This window comes from Cerasicoccus sp. TK19100 (assembly GCF_027257155.1).
Lineage (GTDB): Bacteria > Verrucomicrobiota > Verrucomicrobiia > Opitutales > Cerasicoccaceae > Cerasicoccus > Cerasicoccus fimbriatus.
In genome coordinates, this window is sequence record NZ_JAPWDU010000001.1 from 145,481 (window position 1) to 169,296 (window position 23,816).

A 23,816-nucleotide genomic window follows, 5' to 3' on the forward strand; every position below is an offset into this window, starting at 1 on the left:
TATGCTCGCTCGCTCTAAAGGAGGTTTGCTCTTGGCAGCATTAGGCGCGCTGTATCTGGCGTCCTATTTTCTCTTTTCCACGTCAAATAGCTGGCAGATGGACCCGGCCAAGCGTGATGAAATATTGTCAGAATATTTCCGGAATCTGGAGCAGGGGGCTGTGGTTCGACCAGTATTCAAAGTGGAGCGGATGGGCAGTTTCGACGAAACCCGTTTTCAGCCGGCAATTGAATTCAAGTCTTCCTACGATCTGAAGGTCTGGACAGGGAAAGACAGTTATGTTCGCTACCGGGTGGTCCGACGTGATAATGGGGCAGGAAGTATTGAAGGTTTCCAGGAGACAAGTCGCTATCCCGAGAAAGCCGTTGAAACCATTTCCGTAGACATTCCACTCACTTCCACCGATCAGCAGGAGCTGCTGTTGATGCTCCAGGCATTACCCGAGCTGCCGCGTGTTCCGTTCTACAAAGCCAACGGGGCGATTAAGACCATTGTCACTGACCTGGATAACTGGCTGATTGCCTACGATGGTCGCCCGGTGCTTCAGCACAAATTGGATCTGTCGGACAGATTTAGCAATGGGATTGCGGTGGAATTCCTTGGACAGATGGAAGATGAGTTAATTCAGCTCAAGCAGCAGCTGGCGCAAATGGCCTATCCGGAATCTTTTGACCCCAATAATCCCTTGCTCGTTGGTTATGACGACATCGAACTGAGCGAAGCTGAGAAAGGGTGGATTATGGGAAATGACGATGCGGCCGAAACTTTTCAGAAATACCAGCAGTTGCTAACTGCTAGAGCCGCCCTCATTCAGAGAATGAAAAAGACATCTAGCGGTCGTTTTGCCCTTGAAATTAGAGAATCACAAAAGGGGATCAAATACTAAAGTTAAGCATAGTCTTTCTTGTGTATAGCCCACAAGATATTGAAATACAATGGCTTGCGTATGCTGTGGCGACCTCCATCCAAGTTAATCGCGCGATGATTCTAGTTATAAGTTTCATTCTCCGCTAAACCCCATCAGTTACTGCCGGGTGTTCTGAACTAGGAGAACTCATTTCTTTAATAAACTGCTCAATGGTGAACTTGGTCCTGAGAAAGCAAAAAAATCCGTGGAAGTCTTCTCCATCTGCCATTGTGACTGACTGGATGGTCATATTCTGCTGTTCCATCTTCTGATAGACAGTGCGCAGCTTCATCTTTGGCGATGGATTAACCTTCTTAGGATTCCCACGCTTATCTCCGAGATCAGGATTCTCGGTCATCTCACGATCTTTAAACCGCTCCAGGGCCTCGAATATGTGCATGATAAAATTGGGGTCGGCCATAATTACGAGACGGTAGCCCATCTCTTCCTGCTCTGGCGGTTCAGATCTTTTAAGCAAGCCCGGCTCTAGGACCTGACACATTATCATCGGAGCGTCCTTCGACACGCGAAAGGGGCTATCTGGCGCTTCCATGAGCATCATCAAATAACCGCCAAGTTCTTCTATCCGCAGATCGTCCGGAGCCGGGAGTGCTTTGAATGTCATTTCCATGCCCAGATTAGGCATGAACTAGCATAAATACTCAATTATCTAATTGAATCGTCAGTATTTTTATCCGTCGATTGTTGGGCTTCAAATCTTGTTGCTGCACAATGAATTTTGCTGAATAGTCCCATCCATGGGCTCAGTGAATACGAACTTGGCGGCATTGATTTCTGGTGTGAACATTAATGATTATGTAATGCCGATTGAGGTCACTGGGAATTGGGTTTCTTATCGATACACCGGCTCGCCGCTTACGGCTTCTAAGAAGGAAGGCCGTTACAATGAGGATGGTGTAAACGCGTTCTATCTTGCTGATTCGCAGGAAACAGCGGCACACGAAGTCCGGCATAACTTCAATGAAAAGGATTTATATCGGGTTAAGCCTGGAACTATTTATGTGTTTGATGCCTATAAGTTCGCGACCGACAATTGCCTAAATCATCCCCTTACTGGATCGCCGGAAGATGGGAGCTATAAGTTCTGTCAAGACATTGCGTATTGCTTAACAATGGATCACGGATTGTCTGGTGTCCGGTATCCTAGTCGTCAGATGGCACTCAAAAGTAAATCAGGGCAGTGTATTGTTTTACTACCACAGGAGCACCAACTCGTGAATGGCGAGCTTCGAATATTCCAGTAGTCTCACTAGATTACTCTCCGCTTGCGCTTTGATGCAGACTTTTTCTTGTTTTCTGGAGGTTCTGGAAAGGATACGCCAATTTCATTCATACGACCCAAGAATGCCCCTTTCCAAGCATCGGATACAGCTTTCTCATCAATCAGCTTTTTGATTACCAAATACGGGTTCACCAGCATCACATAACCATATGTTTCTCCGCCCCGCGGCCGCGTCTCAATAAAGCCGAGTTTCTCCAGCTCACTCATTCTCTCCCTCCAGCTCCGGACGCGTCGGCTAGAACTGTAACCACTTGCATAGGCTCGATCCTTTTCATTTCTGATCTCAACCAAGCCACCATCCCAGGATAGACACCACAGATCGACGTAGGTCTGGGAAGGATTTGATTTTTTGCCGCATAACTCCGGAAACAAAGACATTATCAACGACATCGTTCTCGGGATCGAACCAAATCCTTTTTCATCAAGTGTCCAAATACGGTCGTCTGAATCCTCCCCGAACATTTCACGACGGAGCTTGGTCTGTTTTTCCTGAATGACCTGAGATCGTTTATTCATGATATATGCGGTTTAAAATAAAAAAAGGGAGTCAGCTACAACATCGGTCTCATTGGTTATGAGCTATGTTCACCTTCCCCCTGGTCACTCCCTACTGGATGTAAGGCTTAACTTTCTAAATGAGAACATATAAGAAGTTGTCTAGCAATAACTTAAGGTATGCGTAGAATCGGAGGGGCAGGGTTCATAGCCACTGTTTAGATGATTCCTTGAAAGTCCAGTAAGTGCAGAAAATCGCCGTTTTGACAACGATAGATGCAGAAATGCGCGATGTTTTGGATAATATTCCCCTCTATTGCAGGGCTCACGACTGCGAGCGTAGTTATCTTACCTTATCCTGTTTCTCTCTCTTTATCTTAGTTATCCCATTATCTCATTATCCGGCCGCCGGTTGCCCGAGATTTTGTAAATTCTGTGGGGAAAAGCCTTTCCCCTGGCTCAAGTCTTGAGTCTTGAGCGCACCCCATTCCAGCGGGGGCAGTCCCCCGCAACGCCCCCAAGGGCAGATGGAATAAAAGCTAAGGGGCGCCGCCCCTGGCGCGGTGCAACGTCCACCAAACCGGCCCCGCCTTTGGCGGCCTAACGTTGCACCTTGCCTCCCCGTTCTCGCCGAAGGGCAGGTTTTGCGAGCGAGCGAGCAGAGCTTCGCTCATCGAAAACCAAACCCAAATAAGGAGAACACATACCATGAGTAAGACAACGACAACGCAGTCCACCAAGGCTACAGACGGCATTATCGAGGTGCCATTCAACAAGCTTATCCAAGACTCCGACAATGCACGTAAGACCCGTTCTAACGAAGGAATTGATGCGCTGGCCGACAACATTCTGGCTGAAGGCCTGTTGCAAAATCTGGTTGTGCGGAAGGCCAAAGGCGGCAAGTTCGCCGTCACTGGCGGGGAACGCCGGAGAATGGCGCTCGCCATTTTGGTGAAGCGCAAGAAGATCAAGTCTACCCACTCCGTGACGTGTAAATTGATTACCGACCAGCACACCAGCGCCAGCCTGTCAGAAAACATTCACCGTCTGGCCATGCACCCCGCAGACCAGTTTGAGGCATGGACCAAAATGCACGATGACGGTTTAAGTGTGTCGGAGATTGCGACCCGCCACGGAGCCACCCCGAAACTGGTAGAGCAGCGGTTGAAGCTCGGACGGCTTTCCCCCGTCCTGCTCGATGCGTTCAGGGAGGGCAAGTTTGACCTTCAAGCAGCGTGTGCCTTCACCATCACCGACGACCACCAAAGGCAAGAGGCCGTGTTTGAGTCTCTGAAAGGCCATTGGCATGGTCTGCACAGTGACCATATCCGCTCCGCGATCACCGAGGATGAAATTCCCAGTTCCAGCAAGCTCACAAAGATTGTGGGCCGTGAGGCCTACGAGGCAGCGGGAGGGGAGATTCGCACCGATCTCTTTGAGGATGTCCTTTACTACAAAGACGCCGACCTGTTGACCACCCTTGCCAGCAGCAAAATGGAGGCCGAGGCCAACCGTCTGAAAGAGGACGGCTGGAAGTGGATAGAATACGCCTTTGATGCTGACTACACCGCAGGACAACGGATGCGCCAGTTGCACCCTGTTAAGGTGGGTTTGTCTGACGAAGATCAGGTCAAGCTCGACCAGCTCAACGCACGCTATGAGGAAATCGTAGATGCAGCCAATGGCGGGGATGATGATCTCTATCAGGAGTGTGAGGACATCGACGAGCAGCGGGACGAGCTGGAAGCCAAGGCCCACGCCTTCACCGACGAGCAGAAAGGAGGTGCAGGTGGATTTCTAAGCCTCGATCCTATGGGGAAATTCACTGTGAGGCTCGGCTACGTCCGGCCAGAAGATGACCCCATGCTTACGGAGGTCAAGAAGAAGGCCAAAGAGGAAAAGGCCGACCAGCCCGCCGAGCTAAGCCGCGCCTTGTGCGAGGATTTATCCGCTATTAGGCTGGAAGTGTTGAAGCTCGAATTGCTCAAGAATCCCACCATCGCCAGAGATTTACTGGCCTATCACACGCTGAATACCATTCTGCGCATCTACGCTCCTACTCCCTTTAACCTGAAGGCCAATCGGGCAGAAGGAATAGGTTGCACCTCCAAGAAGGGAGACATGGGCCTATTGGATGCGCGGGAATTGCTGGAATCAAGGGTGGCCAAGCTACCGCTGGCTTGTTTCGAGATGGAAGATGAAGTCGAGGCCTTCGAGGCCTACCGCGCATTAACCGAGGACGAGAAAATCACCCTCCAAGCCTATGCCGCAACGATCATGCTCCAGCCTCAATTGAACAATTCGCCATGTTATGACCGCACGCTAGAGCATGTGGCAGGAGTAATTTCCGCAGACGTGGCTAATTACTGGACGCCGAACGCGGATTTCTTTGTCCGAACCTCCAAAGCTTACATGGAAGAAGTGGCGGGTAAGGTGATTGACAAGGATTTCGTTCAGCGCCACACCAAGGACAAGAAGGCGGACATGGCCAGCGCCTTGGGGGATGCCTTCGACCCCAACAGCCAGACTCCCTACATCAATGCCGATGCACAAAAGCGGATGGCGGAATGGAGTCCTGATTGCATGACCGTCGTGTAAAGAGGACGGCTCGCACCTATAGGCTAGTGGCCAGATCGGCCACTAGCCTATTTTTTATCCTCAACCACGCTTGTATTCAGCTCACAGGTGCCGAGGATGCGGGTATCGCCAACTCGAATATCGAAGACCTGACGGCCATGTCGCTCTACGCCCTCTAACGCAAGGGCCAGAAATGGACTTTCGGTCCAGCATTCTATTTCGAGATTGTGCAGTTGGAGCAGCTTGAGTTTATATGAGTCTTTACGTCTGGCCATGCTCGCCTTCCTCAGATTCCTTTGGAGTTAAAGCCTTCACCATATCCATTAACAGCCCGAGGACAGCAGCTTGAACATGCTCTGGGCTTGCTCGGAATAAGCGTAATACCTGCATCTCTTCTTTCGATTTTGCATCTGGCGTATCTTTCTCCTGATAGATTTTTTTGCTGCTGGTCGGAAGAGATATGTCAATGCCTCCAATTCCCTCAAAAAAATACATCGGGTGAACATCCAAGGCTTGGGCAAACAAGACTAATCGGCTCGCACTCAGGCGATTGCGTCCGTTCTCGTATTTCTGAACTTGTTGGAAGGTGATGTCGGCACTGTTGGCAAGTTGCTCCTGTGTCAGCCCCTTGTAGTTGCGTAACTGACGTAAACGTCCCCCTACATGAACATCAATGGGGTTTGGCCCTTGTTTTACTTTTGACATCATTACTTTCCTTGTCGCTGTCATTTTTTAGTGGATATATGTTCTTTCATCGTCTGACGGCAGCTATGCCCACGTGATTTATGCAGCCAATCCATAGGCGGCTATGCTGGCTTTATGAGAGGGATGGCCCCATAATTTAGCATACTCCTGATAGTCTTCCGGCGCAGTGCCGTCTGGATTGATGAAATTGGCGTAAATGACCTTTGCTCCAATCTCCCCATGCTTCGCCTCCAAAGCTCTTATATTCTCAAAATCCGTCATGTTCCTGTCTCCTTTTCCTTGTTCCGGAGACTTTTTGTCCCCGTTCTGTGTTCGTTATAGTTGCTTTTGTGCACCACGTCAATAGCAAAATCACATAATATCATATTAAAGTGATTATATTGTAAACTTATTAACCAAGTCGTGCTACTTTGGGACGATAAAATAACCACTCTGAATTGATAGGTGAGATGTGTCATTGACCCCAAAGCAATTGAAAGCAGCCCGCGCCTGGATGGGATGGTCGCTCGATGACCTGGTTTCCCGCTCTGGCGTCAATAAGAACTCGATCTACAGGTATGAAAACAGTCGCTCTGATTTGAGCCATGACAACAAGGCGAAGATCCTCGGCACCTTTGAGGCTCACCGCATCAAATTCACTGATAACGGCCTTCAGGAAGTCACGCACACGGTGCAGTCGTTGGAAGGAGACGACGCTTATGCCCGTTTGCTTGATGAAATCTACTCCCAGACGGCCAAAGGGAACGAAGTGCTGTTTTTCTATGGAAAGGATTCCGTCACACCGCCTGAATGCATTGAACGGGAAAAGCGGCTCAGGGACAAAGGCGTTAAATTCCGCTTTCTGGTCGAAGAGGGTGATACCTATCTTAGATACCCCCTTGAGGAGTATCGCTACATTGCAAAAGAGCATTACTCCCATGCTCCGTTTCTTGTCTTTGGTGAATTTACAGCCTTTTCCAATAAAGAGGGAAATGAAATTCAAATTGCTTGGTTGCCCCACCTGACGGCGGCTTTGACGGGACTATTTAACGCCTCATGGGAGCATGGTTCCATGCCCACCCAATCGACCGCGGAGTCGCGGTATGCTTAGGCATTATAGCGTTAAACTGAATTCGGGCTGGCAGAACTGCGCCGAGGCGGCATTCCAGATCAGCTTGAAAGAGAACATTGCCGACATGATTAGCGGCCCGAAATTGCGGGATTCGCTGGACAAACTCAAGGAGCGTGTTGGCCCGACAACCCTTATTTTGGTGGATACACTACATCGCTATGATTTTGCGGAACGGCAATCAGATGACGCCGAGGCCTTCGCCCGTTCGCTCGGAGACAAATGGCTGGCCGAGAATGCCGATTATATTGGAAATACGCCCGTTTGTCGCTGGGATGATATTTTGGGAATGCCCGCTTTTCCGGCCTATCTTCAATTGGTGAACGAGATGGACAGTCAGGACGAAAGGTTCCACGCCTGTTTGGATAGCGATATTGCCCGGTATTTTACCAATCGGGCGGCATCAGAGGATGTAGTAAACGCCAGCCGTCGCTTTATTAAGGAAGAGATCGCAGGCTTTCTGGCCTTTGCGGAAGGACAGAGCCTCGCGTATTTTTATCACGGCTCATTCATGCAGTCAGTGCTATATGCAGACTCCAAACTAAGCATGAACACCGCAGAATGCCCGATACGCTGCAAACGGCTCAAAGAGCCTTATCCTATTCCTGATCGGCAAATGCAACGGCTGCCAATCCCACGCCGTCAAAATGAACGCTAACACTCACTTGCCTTAATTGGATTGGGCGCAACTGAGACGGTTGAAGGTTTTTCGGGCCATGTATTCGGCCAGTTGGGAGATTTCTAAAGCCGCATCGGGATGGGTTTCCCATAGGTCGTCTCCAGTGTCCAGCGCTTCCAAGGCCCGCAATCGGGAGTGGATATCATCTTGGATTTTCATTGCCGCCTCCTATTGTAAGATCATAATCACAATATGCCCCAAAATTACCAATTCTGGGGCATTGTCACAAGTGAAAATTGCGCCTCTTGTCGATTTTTAATTTCATCCACATTGCCTCCATATACTTCAATTCCTCCTGCCCATGAAGCTGCTGATAGATTTCTGTTGTTTTGGAATCCGCATGGCCCATGAGGCGCTGTAGTAGGGATTGCGGCGTCTTGAATTCATCGGAATGAATCATCGCAAAGGTATGGCGTATTGCGTGGGGATGGGCGTGCGGACCGGATATGTCTGCCTCGGTCATAATCTCTTTGATCCAGCGATACGCAGTTTTACGATCAACTGCCCAGAGCCTTTCATGGGTGGCGTTGGCATTGCCCAGGTCAAAGAACTTTTGCAAGGATTGTAAGTATGAGGTATGGAGACACACCCAACGGTAGCGATAGACCGGTGGTTTTGGGGGTGATTTTTTCTTCTTAGTCCACGGCCAGACCCATTGAAAGAATTGCACGAGTTGAAAGAGCCAGGAACGCTTTTTGCGTCGCCTCTGCTTCAAGGTGCGAATGATGACGAAACCCGCCTCCAGGTCAAAACTGTGGGTTGTCAGGGCTAATGCTTCTGAAATGCGGCAACCCGTTAGAACGAGCATCAGAGCGAACAAGCGTCGCTCTGGCGGCTGCCGCAATGCGGCGTCGATAAAACGCAAGAGCTCGCTGTGTGTGAGATACTTGCGCCATCCGTGGCGATCCACCACGGACATCGCATTGGGGGCATAGTTCATGGGCTTCGTATGCCCCAGAATTGGTAATTTTGGGGCATTCCTTCAAAAACATCCTACCAAACACATACATACTTATGCAATTCTCGCGCATTCGCTGGGTTGGTCATTTATCGGCCATTGCCCTAACTGCCACACTGGCTCCAACGGCCTCCGGCGCGTTGTTTTCCTTTGTTTACGATCTCCAGCCTACCGACGGGATTACAGCGCCAAACACCAATGGCTTTAACCCGGAAACTGGCGAGCTCTTCAACCTGATTGATTTCAATACGGGCTTACCGGTTGAAGGTGTCACCGGAGCGTTGCTGGGACCAATCGCAAGCGCCCATGCGCCAGAAATCATCGACCCGCTGAACGACGACGTTGCCGGTGTGCTGATTCCAGCAGCGTTTCCAAGCCCCTTCAATGCCGCGCTCCTTGTCTTTGATGGAGGACCGCTAAGTCCTACAAATGGCGGGAATGGCACGCTAACGGAAATCTCAATTACCTTTAAAGATGCAGGTGAGCCTATCACCTTTCAGGAGATCGACATTTTTGTGTATGGACCAGGCAATACCTTGCTCGCGTCGATGGAGAATATTGAGCTGGCCGACGAGGATATAGTGCCGCGAACCATCATTTTTGATGATCTGGAGATTGATCCCGGCTTTGTGCAGACGGTTATCAATTTCTCAGATACGATGCCATCCCCCGCGTTTGCAGGCTTTTTTATGCCGAGCGCCACGTTCACCATCTCAACGGTGCCCGAGCCCTCTACATATGCGCTGATACTGGGCGGGGCTGTCTTCCTTTTCCTCATTCAACGTAAACACAACTCAAAGCACTCATGAAACTCACCAAAATCATCGGCGAACAAGGTCCGCAGCACGGCCTTTGTATGAACGGCGGCTGCCCGGCCTTTCTCTTTACTGAGGATAACCGTGTGCTTATACAGGGAAGCCGACTCACCGATTCAGAGAAGGCGACTCTCGCAACTCCGGCTCATGAGGACTTTGTGGCGATCCCTCGTGAAGTCTTCGATAAGCTGACTGGCCACCTTTAGCACACAACGGTGTGCACCGTTTACATGTCCTCCCGATGGCGTTATAACCGCTGCGGGAGGACATTTTTATGACGTTGGATTGGTTAGCTTCAAATCTTGAAGGCGTTGCGGCGACACTAGGATTCCCGCTCATTCTGTGGCAACTATGGCGGAATCACCGTCAGCGTCAGTTTGAGGCTGGTATGAACATCTATGCTGTCAACCGTGAGCTGGTCCAAATGGCCATGCATGACCCAGAGCTGATGAAGGTGCTCACCGGTGAGTCCTCTGCTGATATGCCTAAGGAACGTCACTATGCTCAACTATGGCTAAACCATATGGAAATTATCCATCACGGTGGACGAAAGGGCTTTCTTTCGCGATCAAGCTGGCAATCCCTTCAGCAAGATATCCGGGAATCCCTGAATCGTCCCAATATTCGGCGTCATTGGGACGAGAAGGCAGATTACTATCCGGCGGAATTTCGGAATTTTATCAACACTGACAAGCCCTAGCTTTCTGTCGTCAGCTTTTCCAGAGCAGTCGCAATAAAAATCGAGTGATTGCGGTTTTGGGATGCTGACAATTTGTCCACCTTGTCGATCAGGTCTATGGCCAAGCTGATGGACATCTATGTTTTGCCGAGGGCTCGGTTGGTCTTGGAGGGTGAGGCCTTTTTGGTCTATTTAACATGCTTCTAATTGGCCATAATGATAGAATAATATTGATGCTAGCTGAAGCTTGATTGGTATTCACAAAGAGAATTATGCGCACTGAAACTTCACCTACGCCTTGTAGATATTGATCGCTTCACGTCCAGACCCTTTATCTTTGAGTTGAAATCTGACACGTTTTCTATTTAACGATGCAATGGTATAGTCATGCTTTATACTTCTGGATTGAAAGTATATTCGAGATTCTGTTTCTTCTTGCTCTATAAAGCCAAATGACCCTCGCTCAAATTCAATTATGCCAAAGTGTTCTGCATCGCTTCTTTCTTTCTTCTTAGCGTGACTTTTATCGCGATCATTAATGGGGTTACTGCCTTTTTTGGTTGTCGGTTGGCGCTCCAAATAATCTTTAACCACAAGGGCCTGGTGAAAACCATTTTGAGGAGACCGAGGAAGGTCTGTTGTTAACGTTTTAACAAATCTCTTTCTTGGTATTAAATCAAATGAGTATGCAATGCTCATGTCCAACGATAAAATAGGTTGAATCGTGTTTTTTGCTTTCGTTCTCATGCGGCTTTTGTCATGAAAAACACCTTGCATGATTAACCGATCAAATGCCTTTACTCGTTCTCTCGCTATGCTTAGGTAAATTGTGTGTGGCAAAGAATTATTTTTTCTTTCTTTTTTGTTATTCTTGTGACGAATGTCGTTGTTCCTGTCAATAAGGCGATCTATTAGATAATTGGTATATTCAACGTCTTTTTCGCTTAACGGACCGGTTGATAGTAACTGATTGTTAGTAAACTCGTTGACCGCAAACTCCACATGGGATTTTAGCACGCAATTTCGAGAAGGATCATATCCTCTTTTTACGAAATCCCAGAAGCGTCTAGGAATTCCATTCGCACAATAAGCGGCAAGTCTGAAAGTTTCCTCTGATTCAAAGAGCTCTTTTTGAACGCTATTGAAGTCCCCCTTCATATCGAGGAAATGCTTTGCCCGCCGCAGGGTCATATCCTCGAAAAATTTTATGTACGTCTCAAGGTCGGTTTCATCCCACTGAATAAATTCCATTGCGCAATCTTGGCCAGGTTCAAAGCTGAATTCATCACGCTCGCGCGTTGGGTAGTATGTCTGCCCTCTTGGGTAAACAGTGCCAATAAAAAATACACACCATTGACGATCTGGAAGAAGTGTTGATGCGCCACGGATTGTTTTAAAAAGCCTAAAGACTTCAACTTGAGCTCTCACGCTTGCTTCAGAGCATTCATCAATTAGTAGAAGTGAGTGATTTAAATCCAGGATAATTTGGATTTGCTTCAGAAATTCTACTAGGAATTTTTCTGAATTTTGGTGAGCGAGTTTTGATCCAACATAATTTTTGGAGTTTTTAAAGTCTTCTCCAGAAAATTCTTCTGACTCTAAGTTCAAAGAGACATTTCCGTCAAATGTTGGCGACTTGGCCTTTACGCTGGATTTAAATGAAGCACCGGACTTTCTGTTTCTAAATTGGCTTGAAGCTGAGTCAAATGAAGACAAGTCGAATTCAAGGCTCTGGCGTAAGCCTTCCGCAAGTTCATGGATTTCATCTAAAGTCTGATCAACTTGGGAAGATGCCGGGATATTAAATAGAGATTTCAATTTGGTCAGTGCTTTGATCAGCAATGAATCTTCTTCGCGTATTTGTTTTTTATGCTTTTTAACTGTCTCGATGCATCGCTCTACGATATGCGTATATAGATGCATTCGAAATTGAGTTGAATCCTTTTTGGCGTGTTCACTTATCTGAGCCAAAGATACATAGACCGGTAAAATTTTATGCTCATTGAAATTGAGCATATAATAATTATCGATCATCTTTAGGATGTGTGTTTTCCCGGTTCCACGCTTTCCCTCAATAAGTATATTCTGACTTTGATGAAAATGATCGATGTCCATTCCAACGTGTGTATGTGGATCAAAGCCCCCGGCTTGGGCATCATGATTGAAGAATTGCGGATTAAGAGCCATATTTCATGTCTATTTAAAACTAACAGTGAGTAAATGATTTTTTGCGGACGGCTGTAGGAAGCTGAAAGCACCGTGAATGCCCAAATTTTCTAGGCCTTTACATGTCGATCAAAATGGGCAGCAGGAAGTGCGACCAACGGAGCATGGTGCGCACGAGTAATCGCAACATCGGTATCGGCAATATGCGCTTTGGCTTGTTCCTAGGCTCCCGTCCTGACGACGGCTCCATCATCGAGGAAGAGATTATTCAGGTCCTCAATTCTGTAAACGCTCCCTCCATCGCGTGGAGTTTCACAGACTTTAGCACCGGCATGTTGCAGGATGCCGCCCTGATGCAATTGACCCTCTGCAGCGGCAACGGAGGTGACGGCTTGACCAGCGTAAGCTCGTGGCGGATCCCTTTATCATTGTGCCGTAGCCGTCCACCTACGTGCTCTTAAATGGAATCGGCTGTCTTGTGTATTTGGGGATTCTGAAACGCCAAAATCGTAGCTGCCCCACTTGTCCAGCTATGGCTACACCTGAGGCTGATTGGTAAGGCTATTCGTTGGTCAGGTTTTCCAGGGCCGTCGCAATGAAATTGGAGCGATTGCGGTTTTGTGCTGCAGCGAGCTTGTCCACCTTCTCAATCAGGTCTATGGGCAAGCTGATGGAAATTTGTGTTTTACCGGGGGCGCGTTTGGTCTTGGAGGGTGTGGCTCTTTTGGCCTTTTTCGCGGTTTTCTTTTTAGCCATAATGAGAAATCAATATCGCCATCAGGTCGGAGAGCAAGCGGTTTCAGCAAGGCAAATTATACGCCTACCACTGCTGCGCTTAAGATCGGCAATGCTGGCCAGCTTTTTCAATTTACAGGATTAGAGCTATGCCGTATTATCGATTAAATAGAAAGTGATTTTTATGAATTGGTTATATGAACACAAAGAATGGGTTTTCTCAGGAATTGGCGGAAGTCTGATTTTCTTTATCCTAGGTCTGATTTTCTACAAGCAGCATACTTCATCGTTATCCCAAAAAATAAAGTCCGGCAAAAATTCTACCAACATACAGATTGGTGGAGATGCGACAATTTCCCGTCCCGACAAGCATGAACGGAAAAAGTAGAATCATCCAAAAAGCTAAGGCAGGGGATAATGCCACAACTGTCCAGGTGGCAGGTGATTACAATGTTGGCACCGAGTTTATTGATAGCCACATACGATCCGAGCTTAAATCGATTATTAATGCCCGATTTTTTTCGGAATACGATGGGACTGCGAAGGTAAGGACTCTTGGAAAGAGAATTTGCAACGGTGATTTAGCGCACGGTAGTGGTTCGGTCCGATGTTTGGCTTTGGCGTGGTGCTCAAGAATTCTCTACATCTCGGATGTTGAGCTAGCTAAAGAATTTTTAGATTCTGCTAAGGAAGCTGGTTCGTGCCTTGAACTGCAAATGGCAGAGGCTTTCCTGTTGGTCCAGGACGATCAAAAGCCACAAGCTCTTAAATTACTAAGTAAGTTGGATACGCCCGCAGCGCGGACAGCTGCGCTTATGATCGTTGCACAAAAAGATAGCGCTCGGAATGCAATCAATTGGGCAAGTGAAGCAGGAATTGGATCAGGAGAATTAGATAGCGAAGGTAGGTTTTTTCTTCTTCAACTACTATTGCGCGAGCAGGAATGGGATAGCGCTTTTAGTCATTTGGATAACCTGGTGCAGCAAGATTATGTAGAAGCCCCAATTCTGCATCATATGACTGCGATCACGCGTCTATTGGGCACGGTTCCGGTGGAATTAAGATATATTGTTTTAGATCAAATTCCACTGAATTCCTCTCAAGTTCCTCTTGCCGATAATGATGATGCAATCCAAGCTCGCAGAGAAGCCCGTAAGGAATTCATTAAGGCAAAGGAGGTAGCGCTAGCATACGATTGTTCTGAGACTGCTCGCAGGGAGGAGCAGTATGCGTTATGGCTCGAATTGCTAGATCGCGAAACAAAGCTGGAAGGCTTAAAGCGGCTAGATAGGGGAATACGAAGTTCAGCATATACGCTTCACCTTGTGCCTCTCGCATTGGATTATGGCATAGACTTGAATTTAGATGATATAGACCGCAAGATTTCGCAGCAAGTTGCCTTACGAGGTGGACCGTCAATGGAAACCAGTATGGCTCGCATTTACGTTGGATTGAGACAAACGACTCCAAAGAAAGCACATGAGTTTTTAGATGAGCATTTCAACGAGTTGAAAGAATACTTAAATCCTCTTTGGCTTCAGTCTCTCCAAGTCGAAATGCTGGCAAGGTCAGGAATGCCCAAGGAGGCAGAAACGAAGTTAAGAAGTTTAGCCTCGGATGGAATTCAAGAAACTGAGGTGCAACGACTCAGAAAAATCATTTCTGAATCAGGAGATGCCGATCCAATTGACTCTATTAGAGAGAAATACAATCAAACTGGATCATTGCCTGCTTTGCAGGAACTGGTAGAGGAATTGTGCAATAGGGGAGATTGGGGTGAGCTACCAAAATTTGCAGAAACACTGTATGTAAAAACTCGCAATTTGTATCATGCAGAAATTTTTGTGAAATCCCTGAGCCAGAACCAAACGTATAAAGGTATCATTGATTTTCTGAGCGACAAAGAAGACTTCGTTGGACAGTCTCAGGCTTTACAGATCAACCGCGCATGGGCGCTATTTTATGAAGGTGAGTTCGTTTTGGCGAAGGAAGCACTCAGCAGCATGGAATGTGGGTTAGGTGACCCCAATTATCGAGGACTTTCAATTAATTTGAGCATTTTCACTGGTGAATGGGAATCCTTGCTATCCATAGTGGACCATGAAAGGAATAATTCTGGGGATCGAAGCGCTCGAGAATTGCTACAGATTGCTCAACTTGCTGTTCATGTTAATGCTCCTGAATCACATGTCCGAGATTTAGTTCATTCAGCTGTTCAAAAGGCTGATGGAGATCCTTCGATATATGCAAGTGCGTATTTTCTAACAAGTCGGGCAGGTTGGGATGAAAATAATGAGACTTCAGATTGGATGAGACGGGCTGTAGAGCTTTCTGATGAGAATGGCCCGATTAAGCAAGCAACTTTGAAAGATGTTTTGGATATGCGCCCTGGCTGGGAAACGAGAGTGTCAGCGGTATCAGATCACCTCAAGAGCGGCGAAATGCCCATGTTTCTGGCTGGTGACATGCTTAATCGCAGCCTATTAGGTATGATGTTATTGCCCGCTCTGCTGAATATGGACCAGGTGGACCCAAGGCGTAGGGTTTTAATACCAGCATTTAGCGGAAATAGAAACTTACCCCCATTGAGCTTAGGAGGGAAACTAATCTGCCTGGATGCAACCGCTATAATAACATTGGGTTATCTTGATTTTCTGGGCCAATTTCTAGATTCAGTGGATCAAATCCTTATTCCTCATGCAACTCTCTCTTGGTTATTCGAAGAGAAGCAGAAGGTGGAGTTTCATCAGCCTGCACGTGTTCGGGATGCCCATAAATTACGCGACTTAGTTTCTAGAGGTAAATTAGAAAAATTTAATCCCAGCACTAAGCCAGAAAGCGACTTAGCCGATCAGGTCGGCGACGAATTGGCTTCATTTATCGCAGAAGCCCAATCTGGGCATGAGTCTGATGACAGGCAGCATCTTGTTGTAAAGCCGGGGCCAGTCCATCAAATTGGTTCTTTGCGTGAGGAAGAAGTCGACTTGAGCGATTATTCTCAAGTTCTATGTAGTTGTTTAAGTTTGGTTGAGAAGCTCAATGACAAAGCGCAGTTAACCAAAACGGAATTTGAGAAAGCAAAAACATATTTGAGTATGCAGGAAATGCCTTGGCCTAACCAGCCAGCAATAAATGATGGCGCAGTAATCTATTTAGATGATTTAGCTATCAATTACCTTATGCATCTTGGTTTTTTGGATAAGTTACATAAGGCCGGTCTCCAAGCAATAGTTTCACCGGACGAGTATAATGAATCAAATGCGTTAATAGGGCATGAGGGGGTATCGAATCAAATAATTTCTATAATTGAGAAGCTAAGATCGCTTTTATCCTCAGGTATTCGAAGCGGAAAAATTATAACCGGTAAATCTCGATCACCGAATAGTGAGTTGTTAAATTCTGTCCCTGACCACCCATCGGTAGATGTTATCGCTCTTGCTCAGAAATGCGACATCGTGATTTCTGATGATAGGTTTTATAATAAGCATCAGAGCATGAGAGACGGCCAGAAACCAATCTGCACAACTTTGGATGTTTTAAGCGCTTTAACGTTGGCAGATCGTCTTGATCCCAATGTCGCTTTGGATAGTAAGATAAAATTGTTGAGGTCGGGCTACGCCTTTATCGCTCTTTCTGAAGACGAATTAGCGCAGCAATTGGAGTCTTGCTCGATCAGGGAAGGAAGGGTTGTTGAATCGATTGAGCTCAAAGCGATTAGGGAGAGCCTTTTGTGTTTGAGAATGGGTGGCTATCTCAAGGTTCCCGAAGAGTCACATTGGCTAATAAATAATTTCTGTGTATTTGTTAATGTCTTAAAGCGGCAGTGGCTTGGAAATCCTGACGAGAGCATATCGATTGCCCGATCCGATTGGTTGTTCGCACAGTTGGATGCGAGGGGATGGGCTGGTCACTTTAAGGATCATAATGGTCCGTATTATTTGAGAGAAGGAGGCCTGGGCTACATCTTAATGCTGATGCATGCTCCACATGATGCTTCCCCGGAAGCAAAGCTGGCCTATCAGAACTGGATTACTGATAGAATATTGGTCCCATATAAGGAGCAATTTCCAGATTCATACGATTGGATTGTTAAACATGAAAAAGAGCTCTTTATTAATTTGCCCATGGACGATAATTTAGAGGGGATGTCGGTTGAAAGCGAATCATAAAAAAATCCTTCTCGCCCAGTGTTTGGCAAATTTGCCAGAGATGCTGAGAGACAGTCTGTTAAGTGACGTTGATATTGTAAGCAAGTATGATTTAGATACTAAATTTCAAGTCACATTAGGAGGATCAGACACTTCATTTGAGAGTGAAGTTTTTTATAAGGCAATACGTGAAACGGCTAACGGTTCAGGAAATGCACAAATTGAGGATTCGAATGGCAGGTTTTGGAACGTGCAAGTTGAGCACCTAGAGGGTGGGAAACACATCTTTTCACTCTCTAATGCTCAAAATCGACTTAGACTCCCAGATTTCTCATTTTTCTCCGAAAGCAAAGCAATGCGAGTGGAAGCCTTGGACTCCATATCCAAAGACCTGTATCTACCTGCCAACTCGGTTGAGTATTGGAAGGAACTCGCAGTTGAAAGATCACTAGAAGTCAAAGAGATTGATGGATTTCATAAAGAAATTGCTGATTCGGTAATTCGCGTTGCACAAAACATTAAACGAATACTTGGCTCAGAGGAAATAGCATCATCCTCCTTGGTCCCTTTGTCTCGCAGATACTATCAGAGGTTGGTAGGGGAATACGACGGGAGCAGCACAATTGAGGAATACGCCCGCTGTAGGGGAATTGAAGTTTTCAGAGAGTATCTCAAGTGGTCTAGAGAGAAAGGATTCGGATATTGTCTTCACATGCTAGTGCATCCCGCCTTTGTAAAGCATATTGAATTCGACGACCTCGAAACATTAGACTTCGAAGCCACTTACATCTATCTAGAAGAACACGGTAGCCCATTTGAAAAAATTGTAGGCATTGAACTCGGAATGAGAATTATTCAGCAGAGGCCAGACTTGGAGCCTAAGTTGTTAAAGCTTATAGATGCTATATGCGATCAAAGCTCGCTGAATACATTTTTCATGTTTTCTTCAATATTTGTGCTGGTGGATGCCGAAATATCTAAAAACAAAATATTTGAAAAGGAGCCTCCGTTTTATAGACGCTTAGCATCACTCGCTCACACGGGAGTAATTTTCCGTGAATTAATGAAAATAGACCTAGGAGATGGCTTTGCTGTCTGGGCTAGGAAAACAGGAGCTGGGCAGTATTTAATGCAAACATTTGCAGACATGCGCTCTGAGCCACGTTGGCATCCAGATTTCATATCAACAACGAACCTCAGATCCTATTTACTGGTAAGAATACTTAATTCTCTGCCAGAGGAAATTTTAGAATCAAAGACGGGAGCAATATACGAAAAAACTTTGGGTCATGGAGCAGGAAGCGTTATGAACACTCTAGACTTGGGATTATTCTTGCATTTAGGTCCGCTAGATGGAGCAGATTCAAGCGCTATTGAGCTACCGAAGGAGTTTTCTGATGCAATAGAAAATCAATTGAAGGAGGAGTCTCGTGATGGACCTAAGCCCATCACATTCACTGCATTAGTAAATTCAGCAAGAATTTACGGTCTCAAGCCAGAACATGCGGAAATGGCAGCGAAAATTCTCAGGGAAGGAAAATATCGCCTGTCAAAAATTGAAGACCGTTCTCATTTAATTACTGTTTTAAATGGATTAGCTAGTGTTGCAGCGGTCACCAGATGCAAGGAATTAGCAGACGAGCTACGTATTTTAGATAGAAAATATAGACGCGACCAACAGTTCCAACTGAGCGTTAATGAATCTATGCTGCTCTGCCTGGCATCATCTTCAAGTAGATCTGAGTTAATTGATTGGTGCGACTTTGTTGGCCAATGGATAACCGAACTGTCTTTTTTTGAGCTTTCAGGTGATGATGCTAAATTACTGTATGTGAACTTAAGACTATTGCTACATTCAGTTCCGGAGCTCTGGCTACACTGCTCAGAAGCTGAAGCAGCTATACGAGCATGTATGGAGGAGCCGATGAACATACCATTGAATTCCGTATGAGCATTTGAGATTTGAGATGCTCCGCTTCAATACTCACAATGTTCTCCCATCAATATCCTCACCCATTTTGAAAAATCAGTCAGATTCAGTAATTAATTGCGTTCAAATTCGCTGAAAATTGAAGTCTTCCATCTTGTGGGGCGGTTGTAAGTTGTTGATAGTAAGAATTTTATATTTAATTGTCGGCGGGTTCGAATCCCTCCCCATCCGCCACCGTTGCGTGGCTCTGAACCTTTGATCTAGCCGTATCGCGAGGCATGTAATGGCAGAGCATCGATTCAATTTTTCCGGGCAATACGATTTTCGACAGTCGCATGAGATGACCAAGTGTCTCAACGACAAAACTTTGCCTAAATGGTCGGGCTGAGAGGATAGATTTCTTAACTCTCTCGTAAAAACTTTGTCCCAGCAGGTTCGCCTGATGTGATCAGTTTTATGAAATCAATTTTCAGTCGTTTTTGGGCAATTGCTGCTCATCTCCATCAATCAGTGACATTTGGTTCGGATCATAAGCGTACGCGATTGGTTGAATGGAGGCTGGCTTTCTGTTCGATCGGGCTGTTCATGGTTCATTATACTTTGACCTGGCAGGTAGTTGGCATGTCCTTGGCTATTGTATGCCTGTAGGTTCATTTTTAGCTACCAACGGCAACTTAGCTACTAACTTATTTTTAGAATCGGGTAGCTTGTGATTAATGAAATCGGTCTTTACTTGGATTACGTTTCCAAAATCTACTATATACACGTCCAAAATAGAGGGGGGCTTTATAACCAGTACGATTCGCAACTTCCTTTACACTTATTGACCCTTGGTTCAGGGAAAACGAGCCGCGTGCATTCGCAGGGTAGTTAGATATTGGTTGGGGCTCTGATGAAGCTGTCGTTTAAATAATTCACTGAAGTATGTTTGGTTCAGCGAGATTTGTTCATATAGCTCAGTAAGGGCAGAGTGTATCTCATAGTGCGCATGTAGCCAGCGCTTAGCGTAATCCACTTCAGGGTGATGTTCAGGATGTAAACTACAGCAAGTTGCGACTGGCTTTGCTGAGTGGAGGGTTAGTCCTGCAGTCGCCTTTTGAAGAGTGTTCAGATGCTGATAATATCATTATCGGCAATCCTGATACGGATTCAGCAGCGAAATCGTGTGGCATAGAAGTGCCAATTTTGACGGTTTTTTGGCTTAGATTTTTTGTTAGATAACAATGTTAAAAAGGGCAATTGGGTGGACTTGCGGGCCGCTAGGGAAGTCAGCGAGCAGTAATCCCGATACCGCCTTCCGATATTAAACCTGTATTGCTAGTTTGGCCGTTAGCCAGCAGGCGGGTGGTAAGATGTGAAATGAGCTGAGCAACTTTGCGTTTTAGCCAGATAAAGGCAACGGCGGACTCCATTCACATACTAAATACCGGGACTGGTGGCTATGCTATGCTATGCTATGCTATGCTATGCTATGCTATGCTATGCTATGCAGCGCAGCCATTGGCTGCCGATTTCCTCAATCTCAGTTTTACTCTTGGTTAGTGCAACTAAAGAGGGGAGCATTGAGCCAGCGAAATTCTGTTTGATTACTAGAAGTATGATGGCCTCCAGCCTTTCAAATCAATTACTCCTTTCGTGTTCAATTTATTGAGAATAAAGCATCTGTAGATTTAGCTTTATTTAGTTGGAGGGGTGAACTTCCTGTGCTGAATAAATTAAATAATAAAACTTTACAGAGGTTTATTCCTGGGTCACAATTCTATTCCCTACTTCGAGCGTGCGTGCTAGCGCTTGCCTACTCAACCCCTAAGATGCTTACCGATGTTCACTACCCCATGGGCGTGTTTGCGCGCCACTTCGTTGTCTTTGCTATCTATCATTGCTCTCAGCCTTTCGTTGATTAATCAACGAAGCGAAGGAGCTACGAACTCAGAAAATGTGCCGTTCTCTGATTTTCCATCTCGTTTGCAGGACAATGCGTCTTTGCATCCATGGGAGAAGGGATTTCTTGATGTAACAAAGGCTCCCTACGGCGCGGCGGGTGATGGAATTACGGATGATACTGTGGCAATTCAAAGTGCGATTGACGATGCCTACTCCAGTAACTTGGCTGTCCATTTCCCTGCTGGCACATATTTGGTTAGTGACCAACTGCAATGTAAGCAAATTCCGCCTCAAGGATTAAATGGGAACTTAAAATTTTGCCACATATTGATAGGCGAAAAAGGTGCAATGCCCACCATCAAGCTGGCAGACGATTCCAATGTGCAGGATAATCTTTTATTTCATTTTCAGTATTACGACAAATATACTCAGTCACCAGATGCCTCGCGTCAGTACGGCTCCACGCTTCGCGGATTCAATATTGATATGGGGGAGAACCCAACCGTTGACGCCATCAGCATGGACGGCGCTCAGGCCTGCGTCATCGAAGATGTCGTTATCTCCGGGAATTTTAAAGTAGGTGTCCACGGAATACCCGGGTCGGGCGGCAGTATCAACGGCCTTAAAGTCATTGGCGGTGAGATAGGAATACTATGCGATGAATACCGGCCGAATCCAGTGCTAGTCGGTATCGAGCTGGAGGGGCAGAATTCATGTGGCGTTAAAATTACCAACTCACGCGGTCCTGTGTGCCTGGTCGGATTCAACATTACAAGCCAAGTAAACCCCAGTCCGTCCTACCGTGCTGTTTATGCAAAAACCTACGACAACGACTCTGCCAATCCACGTGGTGACTTGGTGCTCATCGATGGTCAAATTACCGTGAACGGTGCTGCAGGTTTAGCGGTTTATAACTACCGGCAGAATGTCACTATGCGTAACGTCTATATTAAGGCGGAAAGGATGGTCGTGGACTACCTTGGAACGCTAGCGGGCGATGCATCCAAATTCTTTCACATACCAAGTTTTGTTTATGCGACTGCCGTGACTGAAGCAACCGTGGTCCGCGATTCAGTCGATTGGCATGCAGCGGAACCGCAAGACGATTACAGCGAACATGAACCTATTGTGGAAAAGGAACCTCCAGCAGACCTGATTGAGCGTCACCTGCCAGGCACCTTCCCATCATGGGAGGACAATAATCTGTATGATGTGGTTGACCGATGGTGGATCCACGTTACGCCGGATGACCCGAGCGATGATGACGCTGTCGGCATCCAGGAGGCCATTGATTTTGTCGCTGGTAGTAACTGGTTGAAAACGGTTTTTCTGCCACGGGGGCATTACCACCTGAAGAGCGGCATTACGTTGAAGGCTGGTGTCAATTTAATCGGGGCTGCTAAGAACCTTTCGGTATTACATGTGGACGAATCATTGCCTCAATCGACACCCATAACGGTTGTCGAAACCGAAGATACAGAGGGGACCATTCGTATCGGGGACTTAGCCATTCATTCCGCAATGGGGGATGAGGCATCGAACTTTAAGAATGTCACGCTGTTGAAAGTTCAGACCAGCAATACGATTCTCAAAGACTTCATCATCACGAAGTATAACACAGAACCGACTAATCAGGTAGTCGTAGGCGAACCACAAGTTCGGTTTGCGGGGCATGCGGGTGGTCGCGTGTATAATCTCTGTCAGTATCGTTTTGTCGTCACGAGCTCACAGGCGGGTTACGAGGATTTCCGTTTACTCGATATTGAGGGGACGTATTTTCCGCTCTATTTCTATTCTCCAAGTATCGAGCATTGTCGGCATGGCCCGCCAGCAATTGAGATCAACGGTTCGGAAAATATACACATTGTCGGGATGAAAACCGAGGGTAACAAGCTCTTGAGCCTCAACAATACGATGAATTTTTCGATGTTTGGTTTATCCGGAAATATAGTTCCGCATTCTGAAGAGGGTTCAGATATTATTGATATTTCCGGGAACTCAGACCGCATTTGGCTCTCTACGCTGGATCGGAAACATAGTATTGCGGAAAACGATAATTACTGGATCACGAGCCCTACTGAAGCAGTCACGGATACTTTGCCCGTTGCGCTTTATCAAAAAGGGGATGTTTCAAGAATGGCTCCGGGCATGACCGAGAATTTTGATGATGCCCAGTCGTTGTTCAGCAATGTTAATGGCGTTAACTTCTTCTACAATCTGGGAGAGTTGTGCTATGCGGGGACTGCTGGGTGGACGGTGACGTGTCCCTCCGATCGTCTACAGGGAGTTAATTACGAAGTCGGCGTCGATCTGTGCATGGATCAGATTCCTGGAGCTTCTTGGGCGACGCCAACACTGATCTTTAAGTCCGTGGACAATGATTCTGACTATACTGCGCGGATTAAAAGTAACGGTAACTTGCTCATTGAAGGGCCGGGCGGCTTAAAGATTGAAGGCAATGTCTCTTCTCTCCTCAGCGACCCGCTTAATCCGGTAACTGCCTGGAATAATTTGGCTGTGCAGGTTCACAGTGGCAACGCCGAGTTCCTCATTAATGGCGTCAAAGCATCGAGCGTGAATGGAAGCTTAATGATCGCCAATGATCCGGGCTTGGAGATTGCCGGCGATTTTGGTTTGATCGGTCGGAATGGCATGGCCAGCCGCTTTGATAACTTTTTTTACTACGGGCTTGAATAGTAATGAGCGCTGCGGCCCTGCCGCAGAAAG

The 23,816-nt window shown here is 46.6% G+C and carries 20 protein-coding genes; 12 read left to right on the plus strand and 8 right to left on the minus strand.

The annotated features are described in order from the left end of the window. The first annotated feature begins 1 nt into the window (after position 1). Entirely contained in the window at positions 2 to 886 is an 885-nt protein-coding gene (locus O3S85_RS00630; RefSeq protein ID WP_269537062.1) for a hypothetical protein, read from the plus strand. A gap of 124 nt (positions 887 to 1,010) precedes the next feature. Here O3S85_RS00630 and O3S85_RS00635 read toward each other — a convergent pair whose 3' ends face one another. Further along, positions 1,011 to 1,538, minus strand: coding sequence for a hypothetical protein (locus tag O3S85_RS00635; RefSeq protein WP_269537063.1), 528 nt, complete (start codon positions 1,536 to 1,538; stop codon positions 1,011 to 1,013). A gap of 136 nt (positions 1,539 to 1,674) precedes the next feature. On the opposite strand from O3S85_RS00635, the gene O3S85_RS00640 reads away from it, so the two are divergent. Then, entirely contained in the window at positions 1,675 to 2,172 is a 498-nt protein-coding gene (locus tag O3S85_RS00640; RefSeq protein ID WP_269537064.1) for an RES family NAD+ phosphorylase, read from the plus strand. A gap of 5 nt (positions 2,173 to 2,177) precedes the next feature. Here O3S85_RS00640 and O3S85_RS00645 read toward each other — a convergent pair whose 3' ends face one another. Next, positions 2,178 to 2,726 carry a hypothetical protein gene (locus O3S85_RS00645; protein ID WP_269537066.1) on the minus strand — a complete coding sequence of 183 codons (549 nt, stop codon included), beginning with the start codon at positions 2,724 to 2,726 and terminating at the stop codon, positions 2,178 to 2,180. A gap of 687 nt (positions 2,727 to 3,413) precedes the next feature. Here O3S85_RS00645 and O3S85_RS00650 point away from each other — a divergent pair. After that, positions 3,414 to 5,303 (plus strand): ParB/RepB/Spo0J family partition protein, encoded by a 1,890-nt coding sequence (locus O3S85_RS00650; RefSeq protein ID WP_269537068.1) that lies wholly within the window; start codon positions 3,414 to 3,416, stop codon positions 5,301 to 5,303. Positions 5,304 to 5,329: 26 nt separating this feature from the next. After that, positions 5,330 to 5,461, plus strand: a complete 132-nt coding sequence (locus O3S85_RS00655) for a hypothetical protein (protein WP_269537070.1) — start codon at positions 5,330 to 5,332, stop codon at positions 5,459 to 5,461. An 82-nt stretch (positions 5,462 to 5,543) separates the two neighbouring features. On the opposite strand, the gene O3S85_RS00660 is transcribed toward O3S85_RS00655, so the two are convergent. Together O3S85_RS00660 and O3S85_RS00665 are read right to left on the minus strand one after the other, a co-directional pair. Further along, the gene (locus O3S85_RS00660) at positions 5,544 to 5,990 is read right to left on the minus strand and encodes a helix-turn-helix domain-containing protein (protein WP_269537071.1); all 447 of its coding nucleotides are present in this window, start codon (positions 5,988 to 5,990) and stop codon (positions 5,544 to 5,546) included. Positions 5,991 to 6,065: 75 nt separating this feature from the next. Continuing rightward, positions 6,066 to 6,248 (minus strand): hypothetical protein, encoded by a 183-nt coding sequence (locus O3S85_RS00665; protein ID WP_269537073.1) that lies wholly within the window; start codon positions 6,246 to 6,248, stop codon positions 6,066 to 6,068. 190 nt (positions 6,249 to 6,438) lie between these two features. On the opposite strand from O3S85_RS00665, the gene O3S85_RS00670 reads away from it, so the two are divergent. Together O3S85_RS00670 and O3S85_RS00675 are read left to right on the plus strand one after the other, a co-directional pair. Continuing rightward, a complete protein-coding gene (locus tag O3S85_RS00670; protein WP_269537074.1) occupies positions 6,439 to 7,077 on the plus strand; it encodes a helix-turn-helix domain-containing protein in 639 nt (212 codons plus the stop codon). A 64-nt stretch (positions 7,078 to 7,141) separates the two neighbouring features. Continuing rightward, on the plus strand, positions 7,142 to 7,753 hold the full coding sequence (locus O3S85_RS00675) for a hypothetical protein (RefSeq protein ID WP_269537076.1): 612 nt from the start codon (positions 7,142 to 7,144) through the stop codon (positions 7,751 to 7,753). Positions 7,754 to 7,765: 12 nt separating this feature from the next. Here the strand turns inward: O3S85_RS00675 and O3S85_RS00680 are convergent, their stop codons facing one another. After that, complete coding sequence (locus O3S85_RS00680; protein ID WP_269537077.1) at positions 7,766 to 7,933, minus strand: hypothetical protein; 168 nt, start codon at positions 7,931 to 7,933, stop codon at positions 7,766 to 7,768. A 64-nt stretch (positions 7,934 to 7,997) separates the two neighbouring features. Then, positions 7,998 to 8,714 (minus strand): tyrosine-type recombinase/integrase, encoded by a 717-nt coding sequence (locus O3S85_RS00685; protein ID WP_269537078.1) that lies wholly within the window; start codon positions 8,712 to 8,714, stop codon positions 7,998 to 8,000. A gap of 74 nt (positions 8,715 to 8,788) precedes the next feature. On the opposite strand from O3S85_RS00685, the gene O3S85_RS00690 reads away from it, so the two are divergent. The 3 genes from O3S85_RS00690 (at position 8,789) to O3S85_RS00700 (ending at position 10,247) form a co-directional block, all read left to right on the plus strand. Next, positions 8,789 to 9,541 carry a PEP-CTERM sorting domain-containing protein gene (locus O3S85_RS00690; protein WP_269537080.1) on the plus strand — a complete coding sequence of 251 codons (753 nt, stop codon included), beginning with the start codon at positions 8,789 to 8,791 and terminating at the stop codon, positions 9,539 to 9,541. Further along, positions 9,538 to 9,753, plus strand: a complete 216-nt coding sequence (locus O3S85_RS00695; RefSeq protein ID WP_269537082.1) for a hypothetical protein — start codon at positions 9,538 to 9,540, stop codon at positions 9,751 to 9,753. Before O3S85_RS00690 ends, O3S85_RS00695 begins: the two co-directional genes overlap by 4 nt. Before the next feature lie 68 nt (positions 9,754 to 9,821). Continuing rightward, positions 9,822 to 10,247: a DUF6082 family protein gene (locus O3S85_RS00700; protein ID WP_269537084.1), complete on the plus strand. Its 426-nt coding sequence runs from the start codon at positions 9,822 to 9,824 to the stop codon at positions 10,245 to 10,247. 270 nt (positions 10,248 to 10,517) lie between these two features. Here the strand turns inward: O3S85_RS00700 and O3S85_RS00705 are convergent, their stop codons facing one another. Both O3S85_RS00705 and O3S85_RS00710 read right to left on the minus strand, forming a co-directional pair. Further along, the gene (locus tag O3S85_RS00705; protein WP_269537086.1) at positions 10,518 to 12,413 is read right to left on the minus strand and encodes a cold shock domain-containing protein; all 1,896 of its coding nucleotides are present in this window, start codon (positions 12,411 to 12,413) and stop codon (positions 10,518 to 10,520) included. A 540-nt stretch (positions 12,414 to 12,953) separates the two neighbouring features. Further along, entirely contained in the window at positions 12,954 to 13,148 is a 195-nt protein-coding gene (locus O3S85_RS00710; protein WP_269537087.1) for a ribbon-helix-helix domain-containing protein, read from the minus strand. Positions 13,149 to 13,498: 350 nt separating this feature from the next. Here O3S85_RS00710 and O3S85_RS00715 point away from each other — a divergent pair, with 350 nt between their 5' ends. From O3S85_RS00715 to O3S85_RS00725, 3 genes are all read left to right on the plus strand, one after another. Next, positions 13,499 to 17,296: an HTH domain-containing protein gene (locus tag O3S85_RS00715; RefSeq protein WP_269537088.1), complete on the plus strand. Its 3,798-nt coding sequence runs from the start codon at positions 13,499 to 13,501 to the stop codon at positions 17,294 to 17,296. Next, entirely contained in the window at positions 17,280 to 19,226 is a 1,947-nt protein-coding gene (locus O3S85_RS00720; RefSeq protein ID WP_269537089.1) for a hypothetical protein, read from the plus strand. Before O3S85_RS00715 ends, O3S85_RS00720 begins: the two co-directional genes overlap by 17 nt. A 1,800-nt stretch (positions 19,227 to 21,026) precedes the next feature. Then, a complete protein-coding gene (locus O3S85_RS00725; RefSeq protein ID WP_269537090.1) occupies positions 21,027 to 23,786 on the plus strand; it encodes a glycoside hydrolase family 55 protein in 2,760 nt (919 codons plus the stop codon). Positions 23,787 to 23,816 lie beyond the last annotated feature (30 nt).